The sequence below is a fragment of the Amycolatopsis sp. NPDC051758 genome (genome assembly GCF_044453095.1).
In the GTDB taxonomy this organism is placed as follows: Bacteria; Actinomycetota; Actinomycetes; order Mycobacteriales; family Pseudonocardiaceae; genus Amycolatopsis.
On record NZ_JBITCJ010000001.1, the window covers coordinates 442,292 to 464,408 of the forward strand.

Genomic DNA, 22,117 nt, shown 5'->3' on the forward strand with positions numbered 1-22,117 from the left:
CTCTCGCGATGCACGCTCGAGACTGTTGAATCTGGGGTCTTTCTCCGGCCAGGTCGCAGATCCCCCCGGGGCTGCACTCTTTCTAGCACCGCTCGGGAGTCTTTCATCTCTCCCGCCCCGGATCCAGCCCGTAAGGCGGAACGGCCCTACCGGGCAAGGTATCTGCGGCCGACAAGTTGATCACTCTCAGTGCCGTTCGGGTGCTCGGCTGCGACCATTCGGACCAGTTCTGCAACTTGCACATTTTGCGGTTGACCTGATGTTTCCGGCATCCCGATGGCTTTCCGTGCCGGTTCGTACGCGCTGGGTGCTCGTGGACCGGTTCCGGCCGGACGATCGGAAAGTCGTCCGGGATGGGGGACGACGGCTGCGCCGAACGGGTTTGCGCGCCGGCGCCGACGGTCCCGTGCCGGGTCCACGGTGGACAGTCGGACCCGGCTGACGCGGAAGTGCCGTGGCGCGAAATGTTCCGTCCGCGGCTCCGGTCCGTGATCGCGCGCCGCCGATCGGCGCCGTCACACCGCGAGCGTCCGCCAGGCGAGCGCGGGAGCCGGGGCACTCCGGCGCTCGCGCGGTCACTCCCGCTCGATCGCGGAGCGTGACGGCGCATTGGGGCAATCGGTGGACGCGCCGGTTGAGCGCCGCCGACGCCGGACGCCCGTCCGCCGGGCCTCGCGTCGGTGACGGCCGCGCGTGTCGTCCGTCTCCGTCGGCGCGCTTCGGATGCCTTCGGGCGGCCGCGCGGAGACGTCCGCCCTTTACCGCGTCGTCAGACGAGTTTGCGCAATCGGGTGATGGCCTCGTCGATGACCTCATTGCGCTTGCAGAACGCGAAACGCAAGAGGTGTTTCCACTCGTCCGGGTGATCGGTGAACACCTTCACCGGCACCGCGGCGACACCCACCCGGCCGGGCAGCTCCCACGCCAGATCGGCGGCGTCGGCGAAGCCCAGCGGCCGCACGTCGACGCAGACGAAGTACGTCCCCGCGGTCGGCCGCACGGCGAACCCGGCGTCGGCGAGCCCGGCCGACAGCCGGTCGCGCTTCTCCTGCAGGCTGTCGCGCAGGCCGTCGACCCAGGGCAGCTCGTGGTCGAGCGCGTACGCGACGGCCGGCTGCAGCGGCCCGCCGGACACGAAGGTGATGAACTGCTTCGCCGCCTTCACGGCCGCGACCAGCTCCGGCGTCGAGCAGACCCAGCCGATCTTCCAGCCGGTGCAGTTGAACGACTTCCCGGCGCTGGAGATGCTCACCGTCCGCGGCCGCATGCCGGGCAGCGTGACCAGCGGGACGTGCTCGGTGTCGTCGAACACGAGGTGCTCGTAGACCTCGTCGCAGATCGCGATCAGGTCGTGCTCGACGCAGAGCGCCGCCAGCGCCTCCAGCTCGGCGCGGGTGAACACCGTGCCGGTCGGGTTGTGCGGCGAGTTGACCAGGATCGCCCGCGTCCGCGGGGTGACGGCGGCGCGCAGCCCCTCGACGTCGAGGCCGAACCGGCCGTCCTCGCCCTCCACCAGCCCGACGACCCGGCGTTCCGCGCCCGCCATCGCGACCGCGGCGGCGTAGGAGTCGTAGTAGGGCTCGATGACGATGACCTCGTCGCCGGGCTCGGTCAGCGCCAGCAACGCTGCCGCAATGGCTTCGGTGGCTCCCGTGGTGACCAGGATCTCCGTGTCCGGGTCGTACTCGGTGCCGTACCGCAGCCGGTGCCGCGCGATCGCCGCGCGCAGCTCGGAGCGGCCGGGCCCCGGCGGGTACTGGTTCGCGCCGCCGAACAGCGCGTTCTTGGCCGCGTCGAGCATGCCGGCCGGGCCGTCGGTGTCCGGGAAGCCCTGGCCGAGGTTGACCGCGTCGTGCTTGACCGCCAGCGCGGTCATCTCCGCGAAGATGGTCGAGGTGAACGGCCGGAGGCGGGGGACGAGAGCAGGTTCGCGCACGATCAGCCATCCTCACGGACAATGGGGATGTGGAGCAACTGACCCCCGCCAAGGTGACCCCGGCCGATCCGCCGGGCGGCGCAGCCGGTGAAGCGGAAAAGCGGCGCGCGCTGCGCAAGATGAAGCTGGTCGCGCTGTCTTTCCTGGTCGGCGCGACCGTCGTGTTCCTGCTGACGAGCTGGGCGCAGTCGGCCGGCTGGCCGGGCTGGGTCGGCTACGTGCGGGCCGCCGCCGAGGCCGGCATGGTCGGCGCGCTGGCGGACTGGTTCGCCGTCACCGCGCTCTTCCGGCACCCGCTCGGCCTGAAGATCCCGCACACGGCGATCATCCCGAACAAGAAGGACGCGCTGGGCAACAGCCTCGGCGAGTTCGTCGGGTCCAACTTCCTCTCCGAGGAGGTCATCCGCGACAAGCTCAAGCGGGTCGAGATCGCTCGCCGGCTGGGCGGCTGGCTCGCGCAGGAGGAGAACGCCGAGCGCGTGACGTCCGAGCTGGCCACGGTCGTCCGCGCCGCGGTGAAGGTGCTCCGCGACGAGGACGTCCAGGCGATCATGGAGCAGGCCGTCGCGCGCCGGATCATCGACAAGCCGTGGGGCCCGCCGCTGGGCAAGATCCTGCAGGGCGTCTTCGCCGACGGCGCGCACCACAAGCTCGTGGACCTGATGTGCGACCAGGCCTACGAGTGGGTCCGCGACAACCACACGACGATGCTGCGCGTGGTGTCCGACCGGGCGCCGAGCTGGTCGCCGAAGTTCGTCGACGAGATGCTCGCGGACAAGGTCTACGGCGAGGTGCTGTCGTTCGCGTGGGCGGTCAAGACCGACGTCAACCACCCGATGCGGCTCGCGCTGGACAAGTTCCTCGGCGAGTTCGCCCAGGACCTGCAGACCAACCCGGACGTGATGGCCCGCGCCGAGCAGGTGAAGGGCCAGATCGTGCACCACGAGGAGGTCCAGCGCCTGATCGGCTCGGCGTGGAGCACGGCGAAGGAGATGCTCCTGACAGCGGCGGAGGACCCGTCGAGCGAGCTGCGCCGGCGAGTGCGGCTCGGGCTGATGTCACTGGGCTCGCGGCTCGTCTCGGACGACCAGCTGCGTTCGAAGGCCGACGGCTGGGTCGAGGGCGCCGCGGCGTACCTGGTGAAGAACTACTCGAGCGAGATCACCACGGTCATCACCGACACGGTGGAGCGCTGGGACGCCGAGGAGACGTCCCGCAAGATCGAGCTCCAGGTGGGCCGCGACCTGCAGTTCATCCGCATCAACGGCACGGTCGTGGGCGCGCTCGCCGGCCTCGTCATCTACGCGGTGGCGGAGCTGCTGTTCTGACGGACGAGTCGTATACCACACGTGGGGGACCTTCAAACCAGTTGTCCACAGGAAGCTGAGTTATCCCCCGGGTTATCCACAGGTTTTCACGGTGATGGCCTAATGACTGTCCACAACGTGTGGGGGTGGGGCCGGTGGGGGCGTGGATATGTGGTGCCGGGTCACCGAGTTGTCCACAGCTGATCGAGCGTCCGCCGCTCGGATGAGACCCAGGCTCCGCCCCCGCGCGTGCCGGGATGGACGACACGCGTGCCGGGATGGACGACACGGCGCGACCTGCCCCGGCTCATCGTGTCGTCCGGCTGCGTACGCGTGTCGTCCGCCTGGGGACGCGTGTCGTCCGGTGCGGGTCAGCCGGTTGCGGCTCGGGCGCGCCAGCCGCGGGCCTTCTCGCGATTTCCGCACACCCGCATCGAGCACCACGTGCGTGAGCGGTTGCGGGACTCGTCGTAGAACGCCCAGAGGCACGTGTCGGCCGGGCAGATCTTCAGCCGGATCCAGTCGCCGCGGACGACCAGGCGGGCGCAGGCCGCGAACACCGCTCCGATGACGTCCTCCGCGACGAGCGCCGGTCCGTCGTCGGTGAGGGAGATGCGTGTTCCGACGTCGAGGCTGCCGCCGGGCAGGCGGGGGTCGCCGATCGCGGCGCGCAGGGCGTCTCGCGCCGCGCGGGCTTCGGTTGCCGGATTGGCCCGCAGGCCGTGCCCGGCCGCCCACTCGCGCCACCGCCGGGGATCTTCGAGCAGGTCAGTGCCCTCTTCGACGTTGACCGTGTTGAGGAACTCCACGACGAGGGTGGCGTCGGTGTGCACGCCTCAAGTGTACGGCGGCAGGCGGTTGCCTCCGCGTGCACTAACCCACATAATCGGTTCGCTGGTTACTCGCGATCGAAGGGAGCGACGATGAGTGCGGTACCGACGCTGGGCGTGGTGGCCCTGGACTGCCCCGACCCGGTGGCGCTGGCCGGGTTCTACCGGGCGGTGCTGGAGTGGGACGCGCCCGAGGTCGCCGACGACGGGCACTGGGTGACGCTGGCCAACCCCGCCGGCGGCGCGGGCATCGCGTTCCAGCGGGTGCCCGACTACCGGCCGCCGGCGTGGCCGTCGGCGGAGAACCCGCAGCAGATGCACCTGGATTTCGAGGTGACGGACATGGAAGCGGCGCACGAGCGCGTGCTCGGTCTCGGGGCGAAACTGCTGGACGACGGGCCCGAGACGTTCCGCGTCTACGCCGATCCGGTGGGGCACCCGTTCTGCCTCTGCGCCTGCTGAGTCGTTTATGCGTAGGCTCTGATGTGTGATTTGTCCGAAGTGTCAGAACCAAATGCGGACTGTGGACAAGAACGGCGTCCACATCGACCAGTGCGAGGGCTGCCGCGGGATCTTCCTGGACCGCGGTGAGCTCGAAGCCATCGCCGGTGCGGAGAGCTCGTTCTACGGGCAGCAGCCTCCGCCTTACCAGGGCGGCCCGGTGCACCACGGCCGATCCGACTCGCCACGCCCCTACCGCGGCGGCGGTTACCCGGACTCGCCGAAGGGCTACCGGGGCGGCGGGTACGCGGATTCGCCCAAGGGCTACCGCGGCGGTGGGTACTCGGATTCCCCGCGGCCCTACGGGCACGGGGGCCAGGGCCACCGCAAGCGCGGCTTCCTCGAGAACCTCTTCGACTGAGGTGGGGCTCGACCTGCGGATCTGCCCGTCGTGCGGCGACCGGGCGGACCGCCCGGTCGTCTCCGGCGAGTCGATCCACTGCACCCGCTGCGGGCACCGGTGGCCGTTCCGGCGGCTGCCGCTGTTCGCCCTGACCGGCCCGAGCGGCGCCGGCAAGTCGACGCTCGGGCCGTTGCTGGCGGCGCGGTTCGCCGGTGACGTCGTTGTGCTGGAGCAGGATGTCCTCTGGACGGGCGCCCTGCGTGACGACGTCGCGGCGTTCCGCGCGGTCTGGCTCCGGATGGCGGCGATGCTGCACCAGAACGGCCGCCCGGTCGTGCTGTGCGGCACGGTCGCGCCGCCGGAGTTCGAGCCGCTGCCGGAGCGCGCGTTCTTCAGCGACGTCCACTACCTGGCGCTGGTCGGCACCCCGGAGTCGCTGCGCAAGCGCTTGCGGGCCCGCCCGGCCTGGCGCGAGTGGGACGAGCCGCGGATCGAGGAGATGCTGGAGTTCAACGACTGGCTCCAGAAGTCGGCGTCGGAGCTGGGCGTCGACCTCTTCGACACGACGGAGGTCTCGGCCGAGGCCACCGCCGACCACGTCGAGAAGTGGATCCGCGCGCGGCTGCCTTAGCCGAGCGGCCAGGTGCGGCCGTCCGGGACGTCGAGCCAGAACTCCTGCCGCTGCCCGGTCACCGTGACGCCGAACCGGTCGCGTTCCGGCTTGCCCAGCTCGCACCACTCGACGTAAGCCGCCTCGGCGAGCTCCCACAGCGCCCGCGGCCCGCCTTGCGCGACCTCGTCCGCGCCACCGCGCTTGCGGTGGCGGACCCACGAACCGTCCTCGTGCACCAGCGCGACGGTCGGCGTCTCGTCGTCGGTGCCGTCGCGGACCGGCCGGACGCCGGGCAGCGCCAACCCGGCGAAGAACTCGAACTGCTTGCGCGGCTGGAGCACCGTCGACATCGCCAGCCGCGTCTGCTCCCAGTCGTCGCGCGACGGCATCGGCAGCGGCTCGGCGTCCGCCAGCCGGTGCGCGCGAAGCGGCATGAAGCGGCCGTCGCGCGCGAGGACGTGGCCCTTGCCGGTGCCGTCCTCGCCGGCGACGAGCCGGACGAGCCCGGCGCCGATCGGCCGGTTCAACGTCGTCACGATCAACCCGCCCGGCGTCGTCTGCGCCAGCCAGGCCGGCGGGATCGAAGACACCGAAGCGGTGCACAGCACCCGGTCGAAGAGCGTGCCGGCCGGGAAGCCGAGCGCGCCGTCGCCCACCGCGCACGCCGGGCGGTAACCCGCCACGGCCAGCCGTTCGCGCGCCTGCTCGACGAGCGCCGGATCGATGTCCACTGTGGACACCTGGCCGGCGCCGCAGCGGTGGCTCAGCAGGGCGGCGTTGTACCCGGTGCCGGTGCCGATCTCGAGCACCCGGTGCCCGTCCCGCACCCGCAGCTCCTCGAGCATGATCGCCATGATCGAGGGCATGCTCGACGAGCTCGTCGGTGTGCCCGGCACCGGGCCGTCGCGCCGGGCGAGCTCCCAGCGGTCCGGGTCGTCGTCGAGCTGCGTCACCAGCACGTCGCGGGAGTACACGGTCTCCAGCCAGCCCGGGTCGCCGCGGTCGACCGCCGCCCACAGCCCGCCCGCCGGCGCGAAGAAGCGCGGCAGGAAGACGTGGCGGGGTACCGCGCGGAAGGCGGCGATCCACTCCGGGTCGTGCAGGACGTCCTCGTCGAGCAAGTGCTCGACGAGGCGTCGCCGCAGCCGGGCCGAGCGCGTCATGCGCCCACGTTAGCGGGTGAGCACCATCACGCCCGATAGTTGCAAGCAGAGTGCTTGCAATAGCTAGCACGTCGGCGTAGCGTCGTTGGTGTCGCGAGGAGGTGACCGGATGGCAGAAACCGGTGGGACGCAGCCAGGATCAGGCAGTCCCATGGAGAAGGTCGCGGACATCGCTTCCGACATCGGCGAGTACATCCGCCAGCAGCGCAACACCGCGAAGATCTCGTTGCGCCAGCTGTCGAAGCTCGCCGGAGTGTCCAACCCGTACCTGAGTCAGATCGAGCGCGGGGTGCGCAAGCCCAGCGCCGAGATCCTGCAGCAGATCGCCAAGGGACTGCGCATTTCAGCCGAAGCGCTGTATGTGCAGGCCGGGATCCTCGATCTGCCGACGGGCGGTCCGGTGGGCGACGCGATTCGCGCCGACGCCGAGCTGACCGAACGGCAGAAGCAGGTCCTGCTCGACGTTTACGAGTCCTTCCGACGGGAGAACGCCGCGGCACGGCCGGCCGCCGAATCCCCCACCTCGGACACCACAGACACCTCACCAGCCGCAGACACCAAGAAGGAGTCAGCATGACCACCCCCAAGACCGAAGACGTCAAGAAGGCCGTCAACACCGCTTTCGACCAGGTCCGCACCCCGCTGCTCGCCGCGCTCGGCGCCGGCAACCTGGCCGGCCAGGCCGTCACCGACGCCGTGGCCAAGGCCAAGGAGAACGTGACCAAGGGCAGCGAGACCGCCCGCAAGAACCTGCAGGAACTGCCGACCGACGTCGACAGCCTCCGCGAGAAGCTGGACCCGGCCGAGCTGCGCAAGGTCATCGACGAGTACACCGAGGCCGCGCTGAAGCTGTACAACAAGCTGGCCGAGTCGGGCGAGCAGGCGTGGGACAAGATCGCCGCGCAGCCGCAGGTCAAGAAGGCCATCGAGCAGCTCGAGGAGGCCCTGGGCACCGCGCAGGGTCAGGTCGAGGGTGTCACCTCCGAGGTCCGCGAGCGCGTCGACGGCGTGCTGGCCACCTTCACCAAGCGCACCCGCTCGGTCGGCGAGAAGACCGCCCGCAAGGTGACCGCGGTCGCCGGTGACGCCGCCGAGGCCATCGAGGACCTGGGTGACGACGTCGCCCACGAGACCCGCTCGGCGAGCCGCAAGGTCGCCAACAAGACGGCCCCGAAGACGGCCTCCCCGGCCCGCCGGACCACCGGTGGCACGACCACCACTGCCGCCGCGAAGAAGCCGGCCGCGCCGAAGACCGACAAGTAGAGCCGAAGACCGACGAGTAAAAACGCCGTGAACACCCCGGCCCCGCCACCGCACCACGGTGGCGGGGCCGGGGTCGTTCGGGCGGTTTGCCGTAAGCTGTCGCTGTGCTGGTTGCCATCTGGATCATCGAAGTCATCCACTGGGGCAGCGCGCTGGTCGGGCTCTTCGCCTTCGTGCACGCGCTGCTGCAGCGTGCTGACGCTTATTCCGCCGCCGACCGCAAGTCCAAGCCCATCTGGATGCTGATCACCGGTGGCGCGACACTGGCGATGACGTTGTTCTACCTCGATCCCTACTCCCCGGGCATGATCTTCTGGGTGCCCGCGGCCGCGGCGTCGCTGGTCTACATCGTGGACGTCCGCCCCAAGCTGATCGAGGTCCAGCGCGGCGGCTCGACCTGGTAGTTACCCTGACGGGGTGACCTGGACGATTGCCGGGAGCCTCACCGTGGTTCCCGCCCCCACGCGTACTGACCTGCTGGCCGAGCCCGTCGCCAAGGCGCTCGCCGCACTCGGCGACCCGGACGCCGTCGGCGTCGCGGAGATCGACCCGGCCCTGGCCGACACCGCCGCCTTCTGCGAGACGTACGGTTCGCCGCTTGAAGCGTCCGCGAACTGCGTTGTCGTCGCCGGCAAGCGCGCGGGCGAAGTGCGCTTCGCGGCCGCGCTCGTGCTCGCGACCACCCGCGCCGACGTCAACGGCGTGATCAAGCGCCGCCTCGACGTCCGCAAGGCGTCGTTCGCGCCGATGGACGAAGCCGTCTCCCTCACCGGGATGGAGTACGGCGGCATCACCCCGGTCGGCCTGCCCGCCGACTGGCCGATCCTGGTCGACAAGGCTGTCGCCGACGCGCCCGAGCTCGTCATCGGCAGCGGGATCCGCGGCAGCAAGCTGCTGATCTCCGGCGCCGCACTGGCCGCGCTGCCCGGGGCCGAGGTCATCGAGGACCTCGCCAAGTGACGTCCGTCTGGCTCCGGTACCTGACCGGCGCCGACATCGACTCGCTCGGCGTCACCGAGGCGGACATCGTCGGCGCGGTCGAGGACGTGCTCGCCGACCACGGCCGTGGTCAGGTCGTCTTCGAGCCGCGGACGCACCTCGTGCCGGACAACGGCGGCAAGGGCCACTTCAACATCCTTCGCGGCCACCTGTCCGCGAAGCAGGTCAGTGGCGTGAAGGTCGTCGGTGACTTCGTGGGGAACTTCGAACGGGGCCTCCCTTCGGAAATGGCGCTGATCCTGCTCTTCGACCCGGACACCGGCATGCCGCGGGCGATCGTCGACGGCACGATGATCACCGAGGCCCGCACCGGCGCGATGACCGCCGTCGGCGCGAAGTACCTGGCGCGCCCGGACTCGCGGGTGCTCGGGCACATCGGCGCCCGCGGCACCGCCTGGTGGAACGTCGTGCTCCTCGACTCGTTGTTCGACTTCGCCGAGATCCGCGTGACCAGCAAGCGCCCGAAGTCCCGCGAAGACTTCGGCCGCCGGCTGTCCGAGCGGCTCGGCAAGGACGTCCGCGTCTGTGCCACGGCCGAGGAGACCCTGGACGGCGCGGACATCCAGGTCGAGGCCTCCCGGCTGGTCGAGCCCGAGGCGCTGGTGCGCCGCGAGTTCCTCCGGCCGGGCACCTTCCTGGTGCCCTACGGCACGATCAGCGCGCTGGAGCTCACGCTGCTCGACGACATCGACAAGGTCGTCGTCGACGACTGGCGCGAATCGCAGTCCGGCAACCCGCGGTTCGGCGCCCTGCGCCCGCAGCTCAACGCCGGCCTCCTCACCGCGGACCGGGTCCACGCCGAGATCGGTGACGTCGTGGCCGGGAAGAAGCCAGGCCGCGAGCACGACGCCGAACGGATCCTGTTCTGGCACCGCGGACTGTCCACAACGGACGTAGCGGTGGCGAACATGATCCTCACCCGTGCCGAGGCTTCCGGCGTCGGCACCATGCTGCCGTACCGATGATCGTCGACGGAAGCGAGTTCGCCGACGGTGAACGGTGGGTTCCGGACAAAGCGCTGGTAGAAGCCCTGGCGCAGCGCCGGAACGAGCTGTTGACCGCGCTCGAAAAGGGCGAAAAACCGGTCTACGGCGTCAACACCGGCATGGGCCGCCTGGCGGGTGTCACCCTCGACGCGCGGCAGCAGGCCGAGCACCAGCGCAACCTGCTGATCGGCCGCGCCGTCGGCGGGCCGCCGTGGCTCCCGCCCGAGGACGTCCGCGCGCTGCTCGTCGTGCGGCTGCGGGACTTCCTGCAGCCGTGGTCGGGAGTGAGCCCGGAGCTGGTGCAGTTCCTGGTCGACCGCATCAACGACGGCTTCACACCGGCCGTTCCGCGGGGTGGCCTCGGCAGTTCGGGCGAGATCATCCCGCTGTCGCACGCCTTTCAGACGTTCCTCGGCATCGGCACGGTCCTCGAAGACGGCGTCGAGACCCCTGCGGCGGACGCGCTCGCTAAGCGTGGCGTAGCGCCGTACGTGTTGGGGCCCAAGGAAGGTGCTTCGCTGCTTCAGGGTTCTCCGCTGGCTGTGGTGCACGCGCAACGCGGCTGGGCCGAAGCGCGGCAACTCATCCAGCTGCAGACGCTCACCGAGGCGATGGCGATCGACGTCCTCGGCGCACCGCGCGAGGTGTTCTCCCCGGTCATGGCAGGCGGCGACGACCACCTGCGGCGGCTGTTGGAAGCCCTGACCGGGATGGTGGGCGCGGGTCCGGTGCGAGCGGGGGTCGTGCAGGCGCCGCTTTCGGTGCGGGTCGCGCCCCGGGCGCTGGCGCACGCTTCCCGCGCCAACACGGATTTGCACGAGACGGTCGCGCGCTGGCAGACGATGCCGGGGGACTCGCCGTCGTTCGTCGAGGGGGAGTTCATCCCGGGGACGGCGTACCACGCGGTGGACCTCGGGCTGCGGATGGACGCGGTGACGGCGGCGCTGGTCCACCTCGGCGAGATCTCGGTGCAGCGCATGCACCGGCTGCTCGACGAGCGCTTCAGCGGCCTCCCGGCGCAGCTCACGACCGATCCCGGGCCGCGGGCAGGGCTGGTGCCGCTGCACAAGCGGGCGGTGGGGGAGCTGCACGCGTTACGACGGCTCGCGGCGCCCGCGACGCTCGGTTCGATCGACACCTCGGCTGGTCAGGAGGATGTGCAAGCGTTTGCGTGGGCGGCGGGGGAGCAGCTCCGGGCGGCTGCGACGCACCTTTTCGCGATCACGGCGGCTGAGCTGATCACCGGGTCGCAGGCGCGGTACCTGGCTTCGGACGGCGTTCCGAGCTTGGGCGCGGCCTATGAGTGGGTGCGGTCGGTGGTGCCGCCGGTCGACGAGGACCGGCCGCTGGGGCCGGAGGTCGAACGGCTCGTCGCCGCCTGCCGCGAGGCCGGCTTCGCCGGCTCGTGAGCCTGGACCTCGGGCTGGTCGGACGCGCCGCGGCGATGTTCGCCGTGACGAACGTCGACGATCTGGTGCTGCTCGCCGTCTTCTTCGGGCGGGCCGCCGGGCGCACGGTCGTGGCCGGGCAGTTCCTCGGGTTCGGCGCGATCCTCGCCGCGTCGGTCGCCGGGGCCCTCGGGGCCGGGTTGCTGCCCGACGGCGCCGTCCGCTGGCTGGGCGTGCTGCCCATCCTGCTCGGGATCCGGGCCGCCTGGCAGGCCTGGCGCAAAGACGACGACGAACCCGCGGTGGCGACCGGGGTGCTCGGGATCGCCGCCGTGTGCTTCGCGAACGGCGGGGACAACGTCGGCGTGTACGTGCCCGCCTTCGCCGCGACCGGGCCCGCCGGGCTTGTCGGTTACAGCGTGGTGTTCCTGGTGGGCGTGGCCGTGTGGTGCGTGGCCGGGCGGTTTCTCGCGACGCGGCCGGGCGTCGCGCGGGTGCTCGCGCGGTGGGGGCACGTTGTGCTGCCGGTGGTGCTGATCGCGCTGGGCGTGCTGATCCTGGTCGGCGCGTTCTAGCGGGCGATTTCCCCGATGTGGCGCCAGGTTTCGGGCGACACGGTCAACGTGCCGGACGCCGGTGCCTTCGAGTCCCGCACCATGACCACGTCAGCTGCGACGGCGACCTCGACGCAGTCGCCTTGGTTACCGCCGGAGCTGTAGCTGCTCTTGCGCCACTGCACGATGGTCGCCTCCTGTCAGGTTTCCGCGATCACCCGCCGGATCAGTTCGACCGAATCCGGTTCGTCCAAAGCGAGATCGGCAAGATGGCGGAAAATCAGCCTAGCAGCGTTGACGTCCTTGGCCTTCTCGAACTGAAGCGAGCCGAAACCGTGCTCGACGTAAGCGATGTCCGGCTCGTTGAGGCGCGGATAGCTGAGGATGGTGAAGCTACCGTCCCGGCCGCTGTGAAGGCCGTGGTGGAACGGAACGACCTGAATGGTGACGTTGGGCAGCTGCGCGCGCTCGATGATGTGCGCCAGCTGCGCGACCTGCTCGTTCGGGAGCAGGTCGGCGCGCCGGAGCGCAGACTCGTCGATGATCGCGTGCAGCAGGAGAGGCGGGTCTTCGGTGAGGCGGGTCTGGCGGCGCAGGCGGACGGCGACCGCGTTCTCCAGCCGACGACCGGACATCGGGTCGCGCGTGCCGCCGAAGGCCGCACGCATCCAGGCTTCGGTCTGCAGGAGGCCGGGGATGAGACCGAGCTGGTAGGTGCGGACCTCGTCGGCGTCGGCTTCGAGGGGGACATAGCCCAGGTCGTTCAGGCCGTAGCCGTGCCACCAGCCCTTCTCCCACGCACGGTCGTACTGGAGGATCCACTCGTCGTAGTCCGACACGATCACGCCGTAGCGGTCGAGCAGCGCCAGGAAGCCGTTGTAGTCGGGGAGATGACCCAGCTCGATGCGGCTCATCTTGTTCTTGTTGAACCGCATCGGGTCGCCGGCTTCGACCTGGGTGAGTCCGGCGTCCTCACGCAGCCGTCTGAGCTTGTTCGCGAGCAGGCGCTTGCGGGCGTTGGGCTTCGGCCGATCCATGCACGGATCGTAAGGTGTGACTGCTCAGGGTGAGATTCCTACGATTCCCGCCGGGCGTTCTGCAGGGCCAGACCTCGGGGTGTGGCCAAACGGGTGATCAGCGCGAACGCGCCGTCGCACACCAGCGCCAGGATGACCGCGGCCAGGCCGCCCGCGAAGATCTCGCCGTAACCCTGGGCTCCCAACGCGAAGCCGTCGACGATGTAGCGGCCCAGGCCGCCGCCGTCGTTGACGATCGCGCCGATCGCCACCGTCGCGATCAGCTGGAGGAACGACACCCGCGCGCCCGCCAGGATGACCGGGGACGCCAGCGGCAGCTCGAGGCGCAGCATGATCTGCCCCTCGCGGTAACCCGTGCCGCGCGCTGCGTCCACTGTGTCCTGTTCCAGGGACACCACGCCCGCGTACGTGTTGGTGAACAACGGCGGCATCGCCAAGGCGACCAGCGCCAGCAGCAACGGCCAGAACGTCGTGTCCAGCTCCCAGCGGCTGGCCAGGAACCAGAACAGGATGATCAGGCCGAAACTCGGGATCGCGCGGCCGATGTTCACCGCGCTGCTCGCGAGGAACGCGCCGCGACGGTAGTGGGCGAGCCACAGCGCCGCCGGGATCGTCAGCACCGCCGCGATCACCAAGGCCAGCAAAGAAAACCTGAGGTGCTCCAGCGTCCGGTACGGGATGCCGGCCTTGTCGGTCCAGCTCCAGCGGTTCGGGTCCGCGAGCCACGCGTTCAGCTGGTCGAAGAAGCTCATCGCGCCCGCACCTTCCGGGTCCAGGGCGCCAGCAGGCGCTCGCTGAGCCACAGCAAGAGATCTACGACCACCGCCAGGACCACCGAGAGAACCACGCCGACGATGATCTCCGTCGGGTTGGGCGTCGCGGTCTGGATGCCCGCGCGGATGAAGTAACCCAGCCCGCCGAGGCCGAGCATCGACGTCACCGTGACCAGGCCGATCGTCGTCACGGCGGCGACGCGCAGGCCGGCGATCACCACCGGCAGCGCGAGCGGCAGCTCGATCTGCCACAGCAGGCGGCCGCGCGTGTAGCCCATGCCGATCGCGGCTTCGCGGACCTCGTTCGGCACCTGGTCGACGCCGGTGACGATGTTGCGGACCAGGATCAGGAGCGTGTACGTCGCGAGGGGGATCATCGCCGTCACGAACGTCAGCCCGAAGAACGGCACCAGCACCGCGAACGCGCCGAGGCTCGGGATCACGTACAGCGCGCCGGCGGTGCTCAGGATGACCCCGTACGACCAGCGGAAGCGCAGCGACACCACGGCCAGCGCGATCGAGACGACCAGGCCGATGCCGAGCGCGGCGGCCGTCAGCGAGACGTGCTCGCCGAGGCGCTGGACGATGTCGTCGGCGTTCCGGTCCACCCACCGCCACTGGAAGATCGGGGGCCCGTTGTCGACACTGTCGGCGGCCAGCGGGGTCACCGCGGTCACATGCACCGGCCGACCCTACCCCGATCGGGCGGTCAAATTCCGAAGGCTGGGAATCTGGGACCGTTTCTCCCAACATGTGGATACTTGTCGGTGGGCGGCGCTAGGGTCCTTTCGTCTGTTCGAGTGACGAGGGAGTGGGGATTCGTGCGCTGGTTCCGGAACGCGTCCGTGGTGGCGGTGGCCGTCGCGGCCACGCTCGGTTTGGCCGCCTGTGGGGGTGGCAGCGACAGCGGTGACAAACCCGCCGCGCAGAGCAAAGGCGGGGCGCCGATCGTCGTCGCGTCCTTCAACTTCACCGACAGCCAGATCCTCGCCGAGATCTACGCGCAGGCGCTGGAGGCCAAGGGCTACCCGGTGACGAAGAAGCTGAACCTGGGGTCGCGGGAGCTGATCTACCCGTCGCTGAAGTCCGGTGAGCTGCAGTTCGTCCCGGAGTACCAGGGCGCGGCGATCACCACCGGCTTCGGCAAGGACGCCGGGAAGACGGCGCAGGAGGAGCACGAGCAGCTGGCGAAGCTGTTCGAGCCCAGCGGCGTCGCGCTGCTGAACTTCGCCGCGGCGGAGGACAAGAACACCTACATCATCAAGTCCGACCTGGCCAAGGAAAAGGGCATCGCGTCGATCAGCGACCTGAAGAAGCTGGACAAGGTCGTGATGGCGGGCCCGCCGGAGTGCGAGAAGCGCCTGCCGTGCTTCCAGGGCTTCAAGGACGTCTACAAGCTGACGAACGCGACCTTCCAGACCATCCAGGAGGCCGGGCCGCGGGTCGAGCAGCTCAAGTCGGGCGCCGTCACGGTGATCCCGGTGGACTCCGTCAGCCCGCTGACCGGCGACTCGAACTACACGGTGCTCAAGGACGACCTGAACATCGTGCCGACCGAGAACGTCGTGCCCGCGGTGAACAAGAAGGTGCTCGACGAGCGCGGAGCCGACTTCGCCAACGCCGTGAACGCGGTGAGCGCGAAGCTGACGACCGACGTCATGCGGGACCTGAACAAGCGCGTCGACTCCGACGGTGAGAAGGCCGAAGACGTCGCGAAGGACTGGCTGGCGCAGGCCGGTCTCTAAGCGGTTCCGCGGACCACCCAGGCGCGGGCCGACAGCGGGATCGAGCCGTCCGGGCTCGTCGGCAGGCGGCTGCGCAGTAGTTCACGGATCTGGTCCCGGCGGGCCTCGGGGAGTGTCGCGAGGTACGCCGGGGCCGGGCCCTGCGCGCCGAGGAACGGCTGCCAGTAGTCGTCGAAGCCCGCGAACACCGTCGGGATCTTGATCTCGCTCACCGACACCCCGGTGAGATCCGCGTCCGTCCACAAGCGACCGAGCGGCTCGGGGCGGCAGAGCGGGAACCGGCGGCCTTCGTGCAGGTCCGCGGCCGCCGGGTCCAGCTCCGCCGCGGCGTCCCAGAAGTGCCGGAGCAGCTCCATGCCCTGGGCGAGATCCCACAGGTAGGCCACGGCCGATCCACCGGAAACGGTCACCCGCTTGATCTCGGCCGCGGCCGCGGCCGGATCGGGGACGAAGTTGAGGACGAGCCCGGACACGACGACGTCGAAGCGGTCGTCCGGGAAGGGCAGCTCCCGGGCGTCGGCGAGCGTGAACGACGCCCGCGGGTCGGTCACGCGCTCGCGGGCGGTCTCCAGGAAGCCCGCCGACGGGTCGACGCCCGCCACCTCCGCCGGGTCGGCCGCCGTCAGGACCGCCGACGTCAGCGCGCCCGTTCCGCAGCCGACGTCGAGCCAGCGGCGGCTCGCCGGGGCGTCGAGCCGCCGCACGAACGTCTCCGCGAGCCGGCGGCTCCACCGCCCCATGAAAGCCTCGTACGCGTCACCCGACTGCCACATGCTGGGGAGTACAGCACAAAAAACGCTCGTCAGCTGTTGGCCAGATCACCCGTCGCGGCGGTGCCGGCCGACCGCGCGCGGCGGAGGAAGTCCGCGATCAGCTCGAGCTCGGCCTCGCTGTACTCCTCGCAGATCTCGTCCAGCGCGGCGTTCATGCCCGAGTAGAGCCGGAACAGCTCCCCGTTGCGGCCGGGGACCGCCCGTACGGCGATCGCGCGCCGGTCGGCGGCGTCCGGGTCGCGCTCCCGGACGATCCAGCCGCCCTTCTGGAGCCGGTCGAGGATGCCGGTCATCGTCGCGGGGTGCAGGCCCGCGCCACGGGCGAGCGCGCTCGGGCTCAGCGGGCCGTTCCGGGCGATCAGCTCGAGACAGTCCAGGTCGACGTCCTTGAGCGCCAACCGGGCGCTGACCTGGTGGTTCAGCAGCGAAAGCTGGTTCCGCAGATCGCGCAGCGACTCCTTGAGAGCCACGGTCGACCTCCGCCGGCGCCGCGCGGCATCTCCGCCGGAACTCGCTACGGAACTCATATGATATGCTCCTCGTATCATCTGGACTTCAGGCACCAGGGTAACGCGGGGGAAGGGTTTCACCATGATCGTGCTCACCGGGGCGACCGGGCTGGTCGGCCGCCTCCTCACCACCGAACTCGAGACCGACGGCGTCCGCGTCGTCACGCGCTCGCCGCTCGACGCCGGCTTCGCGTCCGGTGTCGAGGTCGTCGAAGCCGACCCACAGCGGCCGGAGAGCCTCCGGGGCGCGCTGCGCGGCGCGGACACGCTGTTCCTGCACTCGCGCGCGGTCGGCGACGCGGCATACGAGGTCGTCGCGCTGGCGCGGGAGCTCGGCGTGCGCCGGGTGGTCGCGCTCGCCGCAGCCAACGTGGACGACGACCTGGCCGCGCAACCGTCGCGATTCCGCGGCGACCGCAACAAGGAGGCCGACGACGCGGCAGCGACGAGCGGCCTGGAGTGGGTCAGCGTGCGGCCGAGCTCGTTCGCGCTCAACGCTCTGACCGCGTGGGGCGCCCAGATCCGGGCAGGCGACGACGTCCGGTACGTGCACGCGGGCTTCGAGGAGTCGCCGATCCACGAGCGGGACCTCGTCGAGGTCCTCGCCCGCGCCCTGCGCGACGACGACCTGCTCGGCCGACGCGTCGACCTCACCGGCCCGGAATCGCTGTCCCACGCGGAAATGGTCCGGCAGATCGGAGTTGCGCTCGGCCGGCCGCTGCGCTTCCACGAGGTGCCGCCCGACGCTGCCGCGCGCGGCATGCTCGCCGGCGGTCTCCCGGAGCCGTTCGTCGCCGCAATGATGGCGCGGTATGCGGCGAACCTCGCGCAACCGCAGTTCCCGCCGACGGCGGAGGCCGAGAAGATCCTCGGCCGGCCGGCGCGGACGTTCGGTGGGTGGGCTGCCGATCATGTCGGGGATTTCGCTGTGTAGGGCGGGTCTCCGGGGGTGGGCGGTTGTGGAGGCGGGGATGGTCCTCGGCTGGCCGGCGGACGTTCGGCGGGTGGGGTGCCGGCCATGTCGCGGATTTCACGCATGTAGGGCGGGTTCCCGAGGGCTGGGCGGTGGGTGGCCGCGGCTCTCGCCGACGGCCGAGGCCGAGCAGGTCCTCGGCCGGCCGGTGCGCACCTTCGCCGGGGTGGTCCACCGGCCATGTCGGGGATTCCGCTGCGTAGGGCGGGTCTCCAGAGGCCGGCCGCTGCCCCTTCCACGAGGTGCCGGCCGACGCGGCAGCGTGCGGCATGCTGGCCGGCGGTCTCCCGAAGCGTTTGTCGCCGCGACGGTGGCGCGCCACGCCGCGAACCTCGCGCGGCCGCAGGTCCCGCCGACGGTGGAGGTCGAGCAGGTCCTGGGCCGGCCGGCGCGCATGTTCCCGGGGTGAGCTGCCGGCCATGTCGGGGATTCCGCCGCGTAGGGCGGGTCCCCGGGGTTGGGCGGTGGTGGACGGCCGCGGTTCTAGCCGACGGCGGAGGCCGGGAAGGTCCTCGCCCGGCCGGTGCCCACCTTCGCCGGGCGAGCCACCGGCCATGTCGCGGATTTCACCATGTAGGGCGGCTCCCCGGGAACCGGGCGGTGGTGGAATCGTGGGTCCCGTCCGGTACCTCGGCACAAGGAGTGAAATGGGAAAGGTCACGGCCACCGCGGAGCGCACGATCGACGCCCCGGCCGACAAGGTCCGCGCGCTCGTCGCCGACTACGCCGAAACGCGGCCGAAGCTGCTCACCGAGCACTACCGCGACTACGAGGTGACCGAGGGCGGCGTCGGCGCCGGGACCAAGGCGGGGTGGAAGCTGCAGGCGACGTCCAAGCGCGTGCGTGACGTCAAGGCCACCGTCACCGAGCCGAAGCCCGGCACTCTGGTCGAGACCGACGCGAACTCGAGCATGGTCACCACCTGGACGGTCAGCGAGGCCGGCGAGCACAGCCTCGTCCGGATCGAGACGACCTGGGACGGCGCGGACGGCATCGGCGGCTTCTTCGAGAAGACCTTCGCGCCGGGCGGGCTCAAGAAGATCTACGACGGCGTGCTCGGAAAACTTGCGGAGATCGTGTAGCGCGTCACAATCGGAATGTGCGCCCCGGTTAGCTGGTTCTACTCGATGAAATCCGGGGCGCCTGCCCCGCTTGACGTCTCGACCCTAGGAGTTCGACGGTGAACGCACCCACCCAGGCGACCGAGATCCGGCTGGCCTCGCGCCCGGACGGTTTCCCGACGCACGACAACTTCGACATCGTGGACACCGAGATCCCCAGCCCGGGTGAGGGCCAGATCCTGGTGCGCAACCTGTTCATGAGCGTCGACCCGGCCATGCGCGGCCGCATGCGGGACGTGAAGTCGTACGCGCCGCCGTTCGCGGTGGGCGAGGTCATGTCCGGCGGGGCGGTCGGCGAGGTTGTCGAGTCCAACATCGACGGCGTGAAGGCCGGCGACCACGTGCTGCACCAGGCCGGCTGGCGCACCCACGCCGTGCTCGACGCCAAGCGCTTCGTCAAGGTGGACGCCGATGCCGCGCCGCTGTCGACGTACCTCGGCGTGCTGGGCATGCCCGGCCTGACCGCCTACGCGGGCCTGCTGGAGTCGGCCGAGTTCAAGGCGGGTGACACCGTCTTCGTGTCCGGTGCGGCCGGTGCGGTCGGCTCGCTCGTCGGGCAGCTCGCGAAGCTGAAGGGCGCCAAGCGCGTCATCGGCTCGGCGGGGTCGGCGGAGAAGGTCCGTCACCTGGTCGAGGACCTCGGCTTCGACGCGGCCTTCAACTATAAGGACGGCCCGGTCGCCGAGCAGCTCGAGAAGGCGGCGCCGGAAGGCATCGACGTCTACTTCGACAACGTCGGCGGTGAGCACCTCGAAGCCGCCATCAACTCGATCAACCTCCACGGCCGGATCGCCGTCTGCGGGATGATCTCCCAGTACAACGCGACCGAGCCGACCCCGGCGCCGCGCAACCTCGCGCAGATCATCGCCAAGCGGATCACCATCCGCGGCCTGCTGGTGCTCGACCACTGGGGCCTGCAGCAGCAGTTCGTCAGCGAGATCGCGCCGCTGGTCAGCTCCGGTGAGATCAAGTACAGCGAGACCTTCGTCGACGGCATCCGCAACGCGCCCGAGGCGTTCCTCGGCCTGCTGTCCGGGGCCAACACCGGCAAGATGCTGGTCCGGATCGCGGACTAACCCAGCAGCTCGGCCAGTTCCGGCAGCGTCGACACCGTGTAGGTGGGCTCGGCGCTGCCGGGCAGCGGCCGGACGCCGGGGCGGGCGAGCAGCGCGGTCCGCAGGCCCGCCGCCTGCGCGCCTTCGATGTCCCAGTCGTGCGCGGCGATCATCACCGCGTCCCGGGGCTCGACCGAATACGCGTCCAGGACCTGCCGGTACGGCTCGGGCGCCGGCTTGAGGCGGCCGACCTGCTCGGCCGAGAAGATCCGGTCGAAGAGCTTGGCCAGTCCCGAGTTCTGCAGCTGCGCCTCGGCCGTGGCGAGCGGCGAGTTCGTCAGCGCGACAACGTCGTGGCCCGCTTCGCGCAGCTTCACCAGCCCTGCTTCGACGTCCGGGTGGGCCGGGAGCGAGCGCAAGGCCGCGCCGATCTTCGAGAGATCCAGCTCCCGCCCGTGCCGGGCGGCGACCTCGACCGCCGCTTCACCGGCGATGCCCGCGAAGTCGCGGTAGCCGCCGGTCGCGGTGACGGTCAGCACGGTGTGGATGGCCAGCTCGAACCACTCGCGCCGCAGCTCGGGGCTGCCGATCTCGGCATCCATCGCGGCGAGGTCGAGCAGCGTCTCGTTGACGTCGAACACGCACAGCATGCGGGTCTCCGGAGGTTCGAAGGTGTTCGTACCTGCCCGAAGGTACGACAGCTGTCGTACCATGTCCAGCATGCCCGGTGAACTGCCGATCCCGGCGATGGCCGACGTCGACCTCGGCGCGGTGCTGTCCGCGCTCGCCGACCCGCACCGCCGCGCGGTGGTGCTGGAACTGGTGGACGGCGACGGCGCCGAACGCGCCTGCTCGTCGTTCCCGCTGCCGATCGCGAAGTCGACCCGCACGCACCACTGGCGGGTGCTGCGCGAAGCCGGCCTGGTCCGTCAGCGCGACGCCGGCAACGGCACCTTCGTCCGCCTGCGCCGGGACGAGTTCGACCGGCGCTTCCCCGGCCTGCTCGACGTGGTCGCCGGGATCAGTACTGCTGGGTCATCGCCCGCTCGTTGAGGTCGTCGTCCAGCTCCTTCGCCGACGTCGGCAAAGACAGCTGGTCGCGCAGGATCGTGCCCAAGGTGGGCAAGGTCGAGCGCTCCGGCCACGTCGACGGGTCCCACAGCGACGACCGCAGGAACGCCTTCGCGCAGTGCATGTAGAGCTCTTCGACCTCGATGACTATCGCAAGCTTCGGGCGCTTCCCCTGCACCACCAGCGAATCGAAGAACGGCGCGTCCGACAGCAGCTTCGCGCGGCCGTTGACCCGGAGCGTCTCGTTCATCCCCGGCACCACGAACAGCAACCCCGCGTGCGGGTTGTCGATGATGTTGCGGAAGCTGTCGGCGAGCTTGTTGCCCGGCCGGTCCGCCAGCACCAGCGTCCGGTCGTCGAGCACCAGCACCGAGCCCGCCGGGTCGCCACGCGGTGAGACGTCGCAGCTGCCGTCCGGCGCCGACGTCGCCAGCAGCACGAACGGCGAATGCGCGATCAGGTTCCGGGCGTGCTCGTCGAGGTGGTCGATGATCTTCTGCTGCGTCCTCGGCTTCGCCTCGCCGATCAGCTCGCGCAAGGCTTCGTGCGTCTCGATGGTCCCCATGGACCCAAGCTAGCGCGGACCACCGACAGTCCGGCCCGCGATCGCGATGCGGGCGGCCTCGGTCGACTTCTTCACCACGAGATCCACCGAATAGCCGTGCTTCACGAAGACGCCGTCGAGCTGGAACGTGCCGTAGCCGTGGGCCTGGGTGAACAGCTGCTCCATCAGCTCGAGCGCCGTTTCCGGATTAGGGGCGACCGCCAGGCAGCGCATCAGGAACTCGTCCGTCAGCCGGCGGGTCTGCTCGTGGAGGGTGACGTACTCGGGGCCGTGGAGGCCCTCGGCGTAGATGACGTTCATCCCGGCCCGGCGCTCGATCAGGTAGCGCGTGTAGGCGCCCGCGGCGGCGGCCAGCGCGTCCGCCGGGTCTTCGTGCTCGGCCGCCGCGGCCGCGACGCGTTCCGCCAGCTGACAGGCCACGTGGCAGGCGATTTCGGCCAAAAGGCTCTCGCGGGTGGGGAAGTGCCGGTAGGGCGCGCCGGGGCTGACGTTCGCCAGCTTCGCGACCTTCGCGACCGAGAAGCCCTCGAGGCCCTGCTCGGCGATCAGGTCGAGCGAGACGCGCACGAGCTCGGCCCGGAGGTCGCCGTGGTGGTACTTGCCGCCCATGAC

The 22,117-nt window shown here is 70.4% G+C and carries 29 protein-coding genes; 17 read left to right on the top strand and 12 right to left on the bottom strand.

The genetic code is table 11. From position 1 onward, the window contains the following. Positions 1–769 precede the first annotated feature (769 nt). Positions 770–1,936 carry a pyridoxal phosphate-dependent aminotransferase gene (locus tag ACIA5G_RS02330; protein WP_395920423.1) on the bottom strand — a complete coding sequence of 389 codons (1,167 nt, stop codon included), beginning with the start codon at positions 1,934–1,936 and terminating at the stop codon, positions 770–772. 29 nt (positions 1,937–1,965) lie between these two features. On the opposite strand from ACIA5G_RS02330, the gene ACIA5G_RS02335 reads away from it, so the two are divergent. Beyond that, complete coding sequence (locus ACIA5G_RS02335) at positions 1,966–3,264, top strand: DUF445 domain-containing protein (RefSeq protein ID WP_395920424.1); 1,299 nt, start codon at positions 1,966–1,968, stop codon at positions 3,262–3,264. Between the two features lie 350 nt (positions 3,265–3,614). On the opposite strand, the gene ACIA5G_RS02340 is transcribed toward ACIA5G_RS02335, so the two are convergent. Then, positions 3,615–4,076 (bottom strand): CGNR zinc finger domain-containing protein, encoded by a 462-nt coding sequence (locus ACIA5G_RS02340; protein WP_395920425.1) that lies wholly within the window; start codon positions 4,074–4,076, stop codon positions 3,615–3,617. Positions 4,077–4,166: 90 nt separating this feature from the next. On the opposite strand from ACIA5G_RS02340, the gene ACIA5G_RS02345 reads away from it, so the two are divergent. From ACIA5G_RS02345 to ACIA5G_RS02355, 3 genes are read left to right on the top strand one after another with little or no spacing between them, the layout of a single operon-like run. Further along, positions 4,167–4,535, top strand: a complete 369-nt coding sequence (locus ACIA5G_RS02345) for a VOC family protein (protein WP_395920426.1) — start codon at positions 4,167–4,169, stop codon at positions 4,533–4,535. A gap of 28 nt (positions 4,536–4,563) precedes the next feature. Then, positions 4,564–4,935, top strand: a complete 372-nt coding sequence (locus ACIA5G_RS02350) for a zf-TFIIB domain-containing protein (protein WP_395921851.1) — start codon at positions 4,564–4,566, stop codon at positions 4,933–4,935. Between the two features lies 1 nt (position 4,936). Continuing rightward, complete coding sequence (locus tag ACIA5G_RS02355; RefSeq protein WP_395920427.1) at positions 4,937–5,548, top strand: AAA family ATPase; 612 nt, start codon at positions 4,937–4,939, stop codon at positions 5,546–5,548. Here ACIA5G_RS02355 and ACIA5G_RS02360 read toward each other — a convergent pair. Further along, positions 5,545–6,693, bottom strand: a complete 1,149-nt coding sequence (locus tag ACIA5G_RS02360) for a methyltransferase domain-containing protein (RefSeq protein ID WP_395920428.1) — start codon at positions 6,691–6,693, stop codon at positions 5,545–5,547. The genes ACIA5G_RS02355 and ACIA5G_RS02360 overlap by 4 nt on opposite strands. Positions 6,694–6,844: 151 nt before the next feature. Between ACIA5G_RS02360 and ACIA5G_RS02365 the strand changes: the two genes are divergently transcribed. The 7 genes from ACIA5G_RS02365 (at position 6,845) to ACIA5G_RS02395 (ending at position 11,904) form a co-directional block, all read left to right on the top strand. Further along, positions 6,845–7,270: a helix-turn-helix domain-containing protein gene (locus ACIA5G_RS02365; protein ID WP_395920429.1), complete on the top strand. Its 426-nt coding sequence runs from the start codon at positions 6,845–6,847 to the stop codon at positions 7,268–7,270. After that, on the top strand, positions 7,267–7,956 hold the full coding sequence (locus ACIA5G_RS02370) for a hypothetical protein (RefSeq protein ID WP_395920430.1): 690 nt from the start codon (positions 7,267–7,269) through the stop codon (positions 7,954–7,956). Before ACIA5G_RS02365 ends, ACIA5G_RS02370 begins: the two co-directional genes overlap by 4 nt. 104 nt (positions 7,957–8,060) lie before the next feature. After that, positions 8,061–8,360 (top strand): DUF2516 family protein, encoded by a 300-nt coding sequence (locus ACIA5G_RS02375; RefSeq protein WP_395920431.1) that lies wholly within the window; start codon positions 8,061–8,063, stop codon positions 8,358–8,360. A gap of 13 nt (positions 8,361–8,373) precedes the next feature. Then, positions 8,374–8,916, top strand: coding sequence for a YbaK/EbsC family protein (locus ACIA5G_RS02380; protein ID WP_395920432.1), 543 nt, complete (start codon positions 8,374–8,376; stop codon positions 8,914–8,916). Continuing rightward, positions 8,913–9,920 carry an ornithine cyclodeaminase family protein gene (locus ACIA5G_RS02385; protein ID WP_395920433.1) on the top strand — a complete coding sequence of 336 codons (1,008 nt, stop codon included), beginning with the start codon at positions 8,913–8,915 and terminating at the stop codon, positions 9,918–9,920. Before ACIA5G_RS02380 ends, ACIA5G_RS02385 begins: the two co-directional genes overlap by 4 nt. Then, on the top strand, positions 9,917–11,350 hold the full coding sequence (locus ACIA5G_RS02390) for an aromatic amino acid lyase (RefSeq protein WP_395920434.1): 1,434 nt from the start codon (positions 9,917–9,919) through the stop codon (positions 11,348–11,350). The genes ACIA5G_RS02385 and ACIA5G_RS02390 overlap by 4 nt, the downstream gene beginning before the upstream one ends. A 2-nt stretch (positions 11,351–11,352) precedes the next feature. Next, positions 11,353–11,904, top strand: coding sequence for a cadmium resistance transporter (locus tag ACIA5G_RS02395; protein WP_395921852.1), 552 nt, complete (start codon positions 11,353–11,355; stop codon positions 11,902–11,904). On the opposite strand, the gene ACIA5G_RS02400 is transcribed toward ACIA5G_RS02395, so the two are convergent. Genes ACIA5G_RS02400 through ACIA5G_RS02415 form a run of 4 tightly spaced genes read right to left on the bottom strand, consistent with a single transcriptional unit; the run spans position 11,901 to position 14,376 of the window. Continuing rightward, a complete protein-coding gene (locus ACIA5G_RS02400; protein WP_395920435.1) occupies positions 11,901–12,068 on the bottom strand; it encodes a DUF397 domain-containing protein in 168 nt (55 codons plus the stop codon). The two genes, ACIA5G_RS02395 and ACIA5G_RS02400, sit on opposite strands and share 4 nt — an antisense overlap. Positions 12,069–12,083: 15 nt before the next feature. Continuing rightward, positions 12,084–12,920 (bottom strand): helix-turn-helix domain-containing protein, encoded by an 837-nt coding sequence (locus ACIA5G_RS02405; RefSeq protein WP_395920436.1) that lies wholly within the window; start codon positions 12,918–12,920, stop codon positions 12,084–12,086. 38 nt (positions 12,921–12,958) lie between these two features. Next, complete coding sequence (locus ACIA5G_RS02410) at positions 12,959–13,672, bottom strand: ABC transporter permease (protein WP_395920437.1); 714 nt, start codon at positions 13,670–13,672, stop codon at positions 12,959–12,961. Further along, the gene (locus tag ACIA5G_RS02415) at positions 13,669–14,376 is read right to left on the bottom strand and encodes an ABC transporter permease (RefSeq protein WP_395920438.1); all 708 of its coding nucleotides are present in this window, start codon (positions 14,374–14,376) and stop codon (positions 13,669–13,671) included. The genes ACIA5G_RS02410 and ACIA5G_RS02415 overlap by 4 nt, the downstream gene beginning before the upstream one ends. Positions 14,377–14,514: 138 nt before the next feature. On the opposite strand from ACIA5G_RS02415, the gene ACIA5G_RS02420 reads away from it, so the two are divergent. After that, on the top strand, positions 14,515–15,438 hold the full coding sequence (locus ACIA5G_RS02420; RefSeq protein ID WP_395920439.1) for an ABC transporter substrate-binding protein: 924 nt from the start codon (positions 14,515–14,517) through the stop codon (positions 15,436–15,438). On the opposite strand, the gene ACIA5G_RS02425 is transcribed toward ACIA5G_RS02420, so the two are convergent. Both ACIA5G_RS02425 and ACIA5G_RS02430 read right to left on the bottom strand, forming a co-directional pair. After that, positions 15,435–16,178: a class I SAM-dependent methyltransferase gene (locus tag ACIA5G_RS02425; RefSeq protein ID WP_395920440.1), complete on the bottom strand. Its 744-nt coding sequence runs from the start codon at positions 16,176–16,178 to the stop codon at positions 15,435–15,437. The two genes, ACIA5G_RS02420 and ACIA5G_RS02425, sit on opposite strands and share 4 nt — an antisense overlap. Positions 16,179–16,240: 62 nt before the next feature. After that, on the bottom strand, positions 16,241–16,738 hold the full coding sequence (locus ACIA5G_RS02430) for a MarR family winged helix-turn-helix transcriptional regulator (RefSeq protein ID WP_395920441.1): 498 nt from the start codon (positions 16,736–16,738) through the stop codon (positions 16,241–16,243). A 64-nt stretch (positions 16,739–16,802) separates the two neighbouring features. Here ACIA5G_RS02430 and ACIA5G_RS02435 point away from each other — a divergent pair, with 64 nt between their 5' ends. The 4 genes from ACIA5G_RS02435 (at position 16,803) to ACIA5G_RS02450 (ending at position 19,890) form a co-directional block, all read left to right on the top strand. Continuing rightward, positions 16,803–17,654, top strand: a complete 852-nt coding sequence (locus ACIA5G_RS02435) for an NAD(P)H-binding protein (protein WP_395920442.1) — start codon at positions 16,803–16,805, stop codon at positions 17,652–17,654. Positions 17,655–17,955: 301 nt separating this feature from the next. Beyond that, positions 17,956–18,102: a hypothetical protein gene (locus ACIA5G_RS02440; RefSeq protein ID WP_395920443.1), complete on the top strand. Its 147-nt coding sequence runs from the start codon at positions 17,956–17,958 to the stop codon at positions 18,100–18,102. Between the two features lie 238 nt (positions 18,103–18,340). Beyond that, the gene (locus tag ACIA5G_RS02445) at positions 18,341–18,775 is read left to right on the top strand and encodes an SRPBCC family protein (protein WP_395920444.1); all 435 of its coding nucleotides are present in this window, start codon (positions 18,341–18,343) and stop codon (positions 18,773–18,775) included. A 98-nt stretch (positions 18,776–18,873) separates the two neighbouring features. Beyond that, on the top strand, positions 18,874–19,890 hold the full coding sequence (locus ACIA5G_RS02450) for an NADP-dependent oxidoreductase (protein WP_395920445.1): 1,017 nt from the start codon (positions 18,874–18,876) through the stop codon (positions 19,888–19,890). On the opposite strand, the gene ACIA5G_RS02455 is transcribed toward ACIA5G_RS02450, so the two are convergent. After that, positions 19,887–20,519, bottom strand: coding sequence for a haloacid dehalogenase type II (locus ACIA5G_RS02455; RefSeq protein WP_395920446.1), 633 nt, complete (start codon positions 20,517–20,519; stop codon positions 19,887–19,889). The two genes, ACIA5G_RS02450 and ACIA5G_RS02455, sit on opposite strands and share 4 nt — an antisense overlap. A gap of 70 nt (positions 20,520–20,589) precedes the next feature. On the opposite strand from ACIA5G_RS02455, the gene ACIA5G_RS02460 reads away from it, so the two are divergent. Beyond that, the gene (locus ACIA5G_RS02460; protein WP_395920447.1) at positions 20,590–20,922 is read left to right on the top strand and encodes an ArsR/SmtB family transcription factor; all 333 of its coding nucleotides are present in this window, start codon (positions 20,590–20,592) and stop codon (positions 20,920–20,922) included. Here the strand turns inward: ACIA5G_RS02460 and ACIA5G_RS02465 are convergent. Both ACIA5G_RS02465 and ACIA5G_RS02470 read right to left on the bottom strand, forming a co-directional pair. Next, the gene (locus ACIA5G_RS02465; RefSeq protein WP_395920448.1) at positions 20,891–21,505 is read right to left on the bottom strand and encodes a pyridoxamine 5'-phosphate oxidase family protein; all 615 of its coding nucleotides are present in this window, start codon (positions 21,503–21,505) and stop codon (positions 20,891–20,893) included. The two genes, ACIA5G_RS02460 and ACIA5G_RS02465, sit on opposite strands and share 32 nt — an antisense overlap. Before the next feature lie 9 nt (positions 21,506–21,514). Then, entirely contained in the window at positions 21,515–22,114 is a 600-nt protein-coding gene (locus tag ACIA5G_RS02470) for a TetR/AcrR family transcriptional regulator (RefSeq protein WP_395920449.1), read from the bottom strand. Positions 22,115–22,117: the final 3 nt, after the last annotated feature.

Bases quoted from the DNA above. Each gene is read 5' to 3' on its own strand.
- ACIA5G_RS02345 (WP_395920426.1), top strand. From the start codon at position 4,167: ATGAGTGCGGTACCGACGCTGGGCGTGGTGGCCCTGGACTGCCCCGAC.
- ACIA5G_RS02360 (WP_395920428.1), bottom strand. From the start codon at position 6,693: ATGACGCGCTCGGCCCGGCTGCGGCGACGCCTCGTCGAGCACTTGCTC.
- ACIA5G_RS02365 (WP_395920429.1), top strand. From the start codon at position 6,845: ATGGAGAAGGTCGCGGACATCGCTTCCGACATCGGCGAGTACATCCGC.
- ACIA5G_RS02370 (WP_395920430.1), top strand. From the start codon at position 7,267: ATGACCACCCCCAAGACCGAAGACGTCAAGAAGGCCGTCAACACCGCT.
- ACIA5G_RS02390 (WP_395920434.1), top strand. From the start codon at position 9,917: ATGATCGTCGACGGAAGCGAGTTCGCCGACGGTGAACGGTGGGTTCCG.
- ACIA5G_RS02405 (WP_395920436.1), bottom strand. From the start codon at position 12,920: ATGGATCGGCCGAAGCCCAACGCCCGCAAGCGCCTGCTCGCGAACAAG.
- ACIA5G_RS02410 (WP_395920437.1), bottom strand. From the start codon at position 13,672: ATGAGCTTCTTCGACCAGCTGAACGCGTGGCTCGCGGACCCGAACCGC.
- ACIA5G_RS02425 (WP_395920440.1), bottom strand. From the start codon at position 16,178: ATGGGGCGGTGGAGCCGCCGGCTCGCGGAGACGTTCGTGCGGCGGCTC.
- ACIA5G_RS02430 (WP_395920441.1), bottom strand. From the start codon at position 16,738: ATGAGTTCCGTAGCGAGTTCCGGCGGAGATGCCGCGCGGCGCCGGCGG.
- ACIA5G_RS02435 (WP_395920442.1), top strand. From the start codon at position 16,803: ATGATCGTGCTCACCGGGGCGACCGGGCTGGTCGGCCGCCTCCTCACC.
- ACIA5G_RS02445 (WP_395920444.1), top strand. From the start codon at position 18,341: ATGGGAAAGGTCACGGCCACCGCGGAGCGCACGATCGACGCCCCGGCC.
- ACIA5G_RS02455 (WP_395920446.1), bottom strand. From the start codon at position 20,519: ATGCTGTGCGTGTTCGACGTCAACGAGACGCTGCTCGACCTCGCCGCG.
- ACIA5G_RS02460 (WP_395920447.1), top strand. From the start codon at position 20,590: ATGCCCGGTGAACTGCCGATCCCGGCGATGGCCGACGTCGACCTCGGC.
- ACIA5G_RS02465 (WP_395920448.1), bottom strand. From the start codon at position 21,505: ATGGGGACCATCGAGACGCACGAAGCCTTGCGCGAGCTGATCGGCGAG.
- ACIA5G_RS02470 (WP_395920449.1), bottom strand. From the start codon at position 22,114: ATGGGCGGCAAGTACCACCACGGCGACCTCCGGGCCGAGCTCGTGCGC.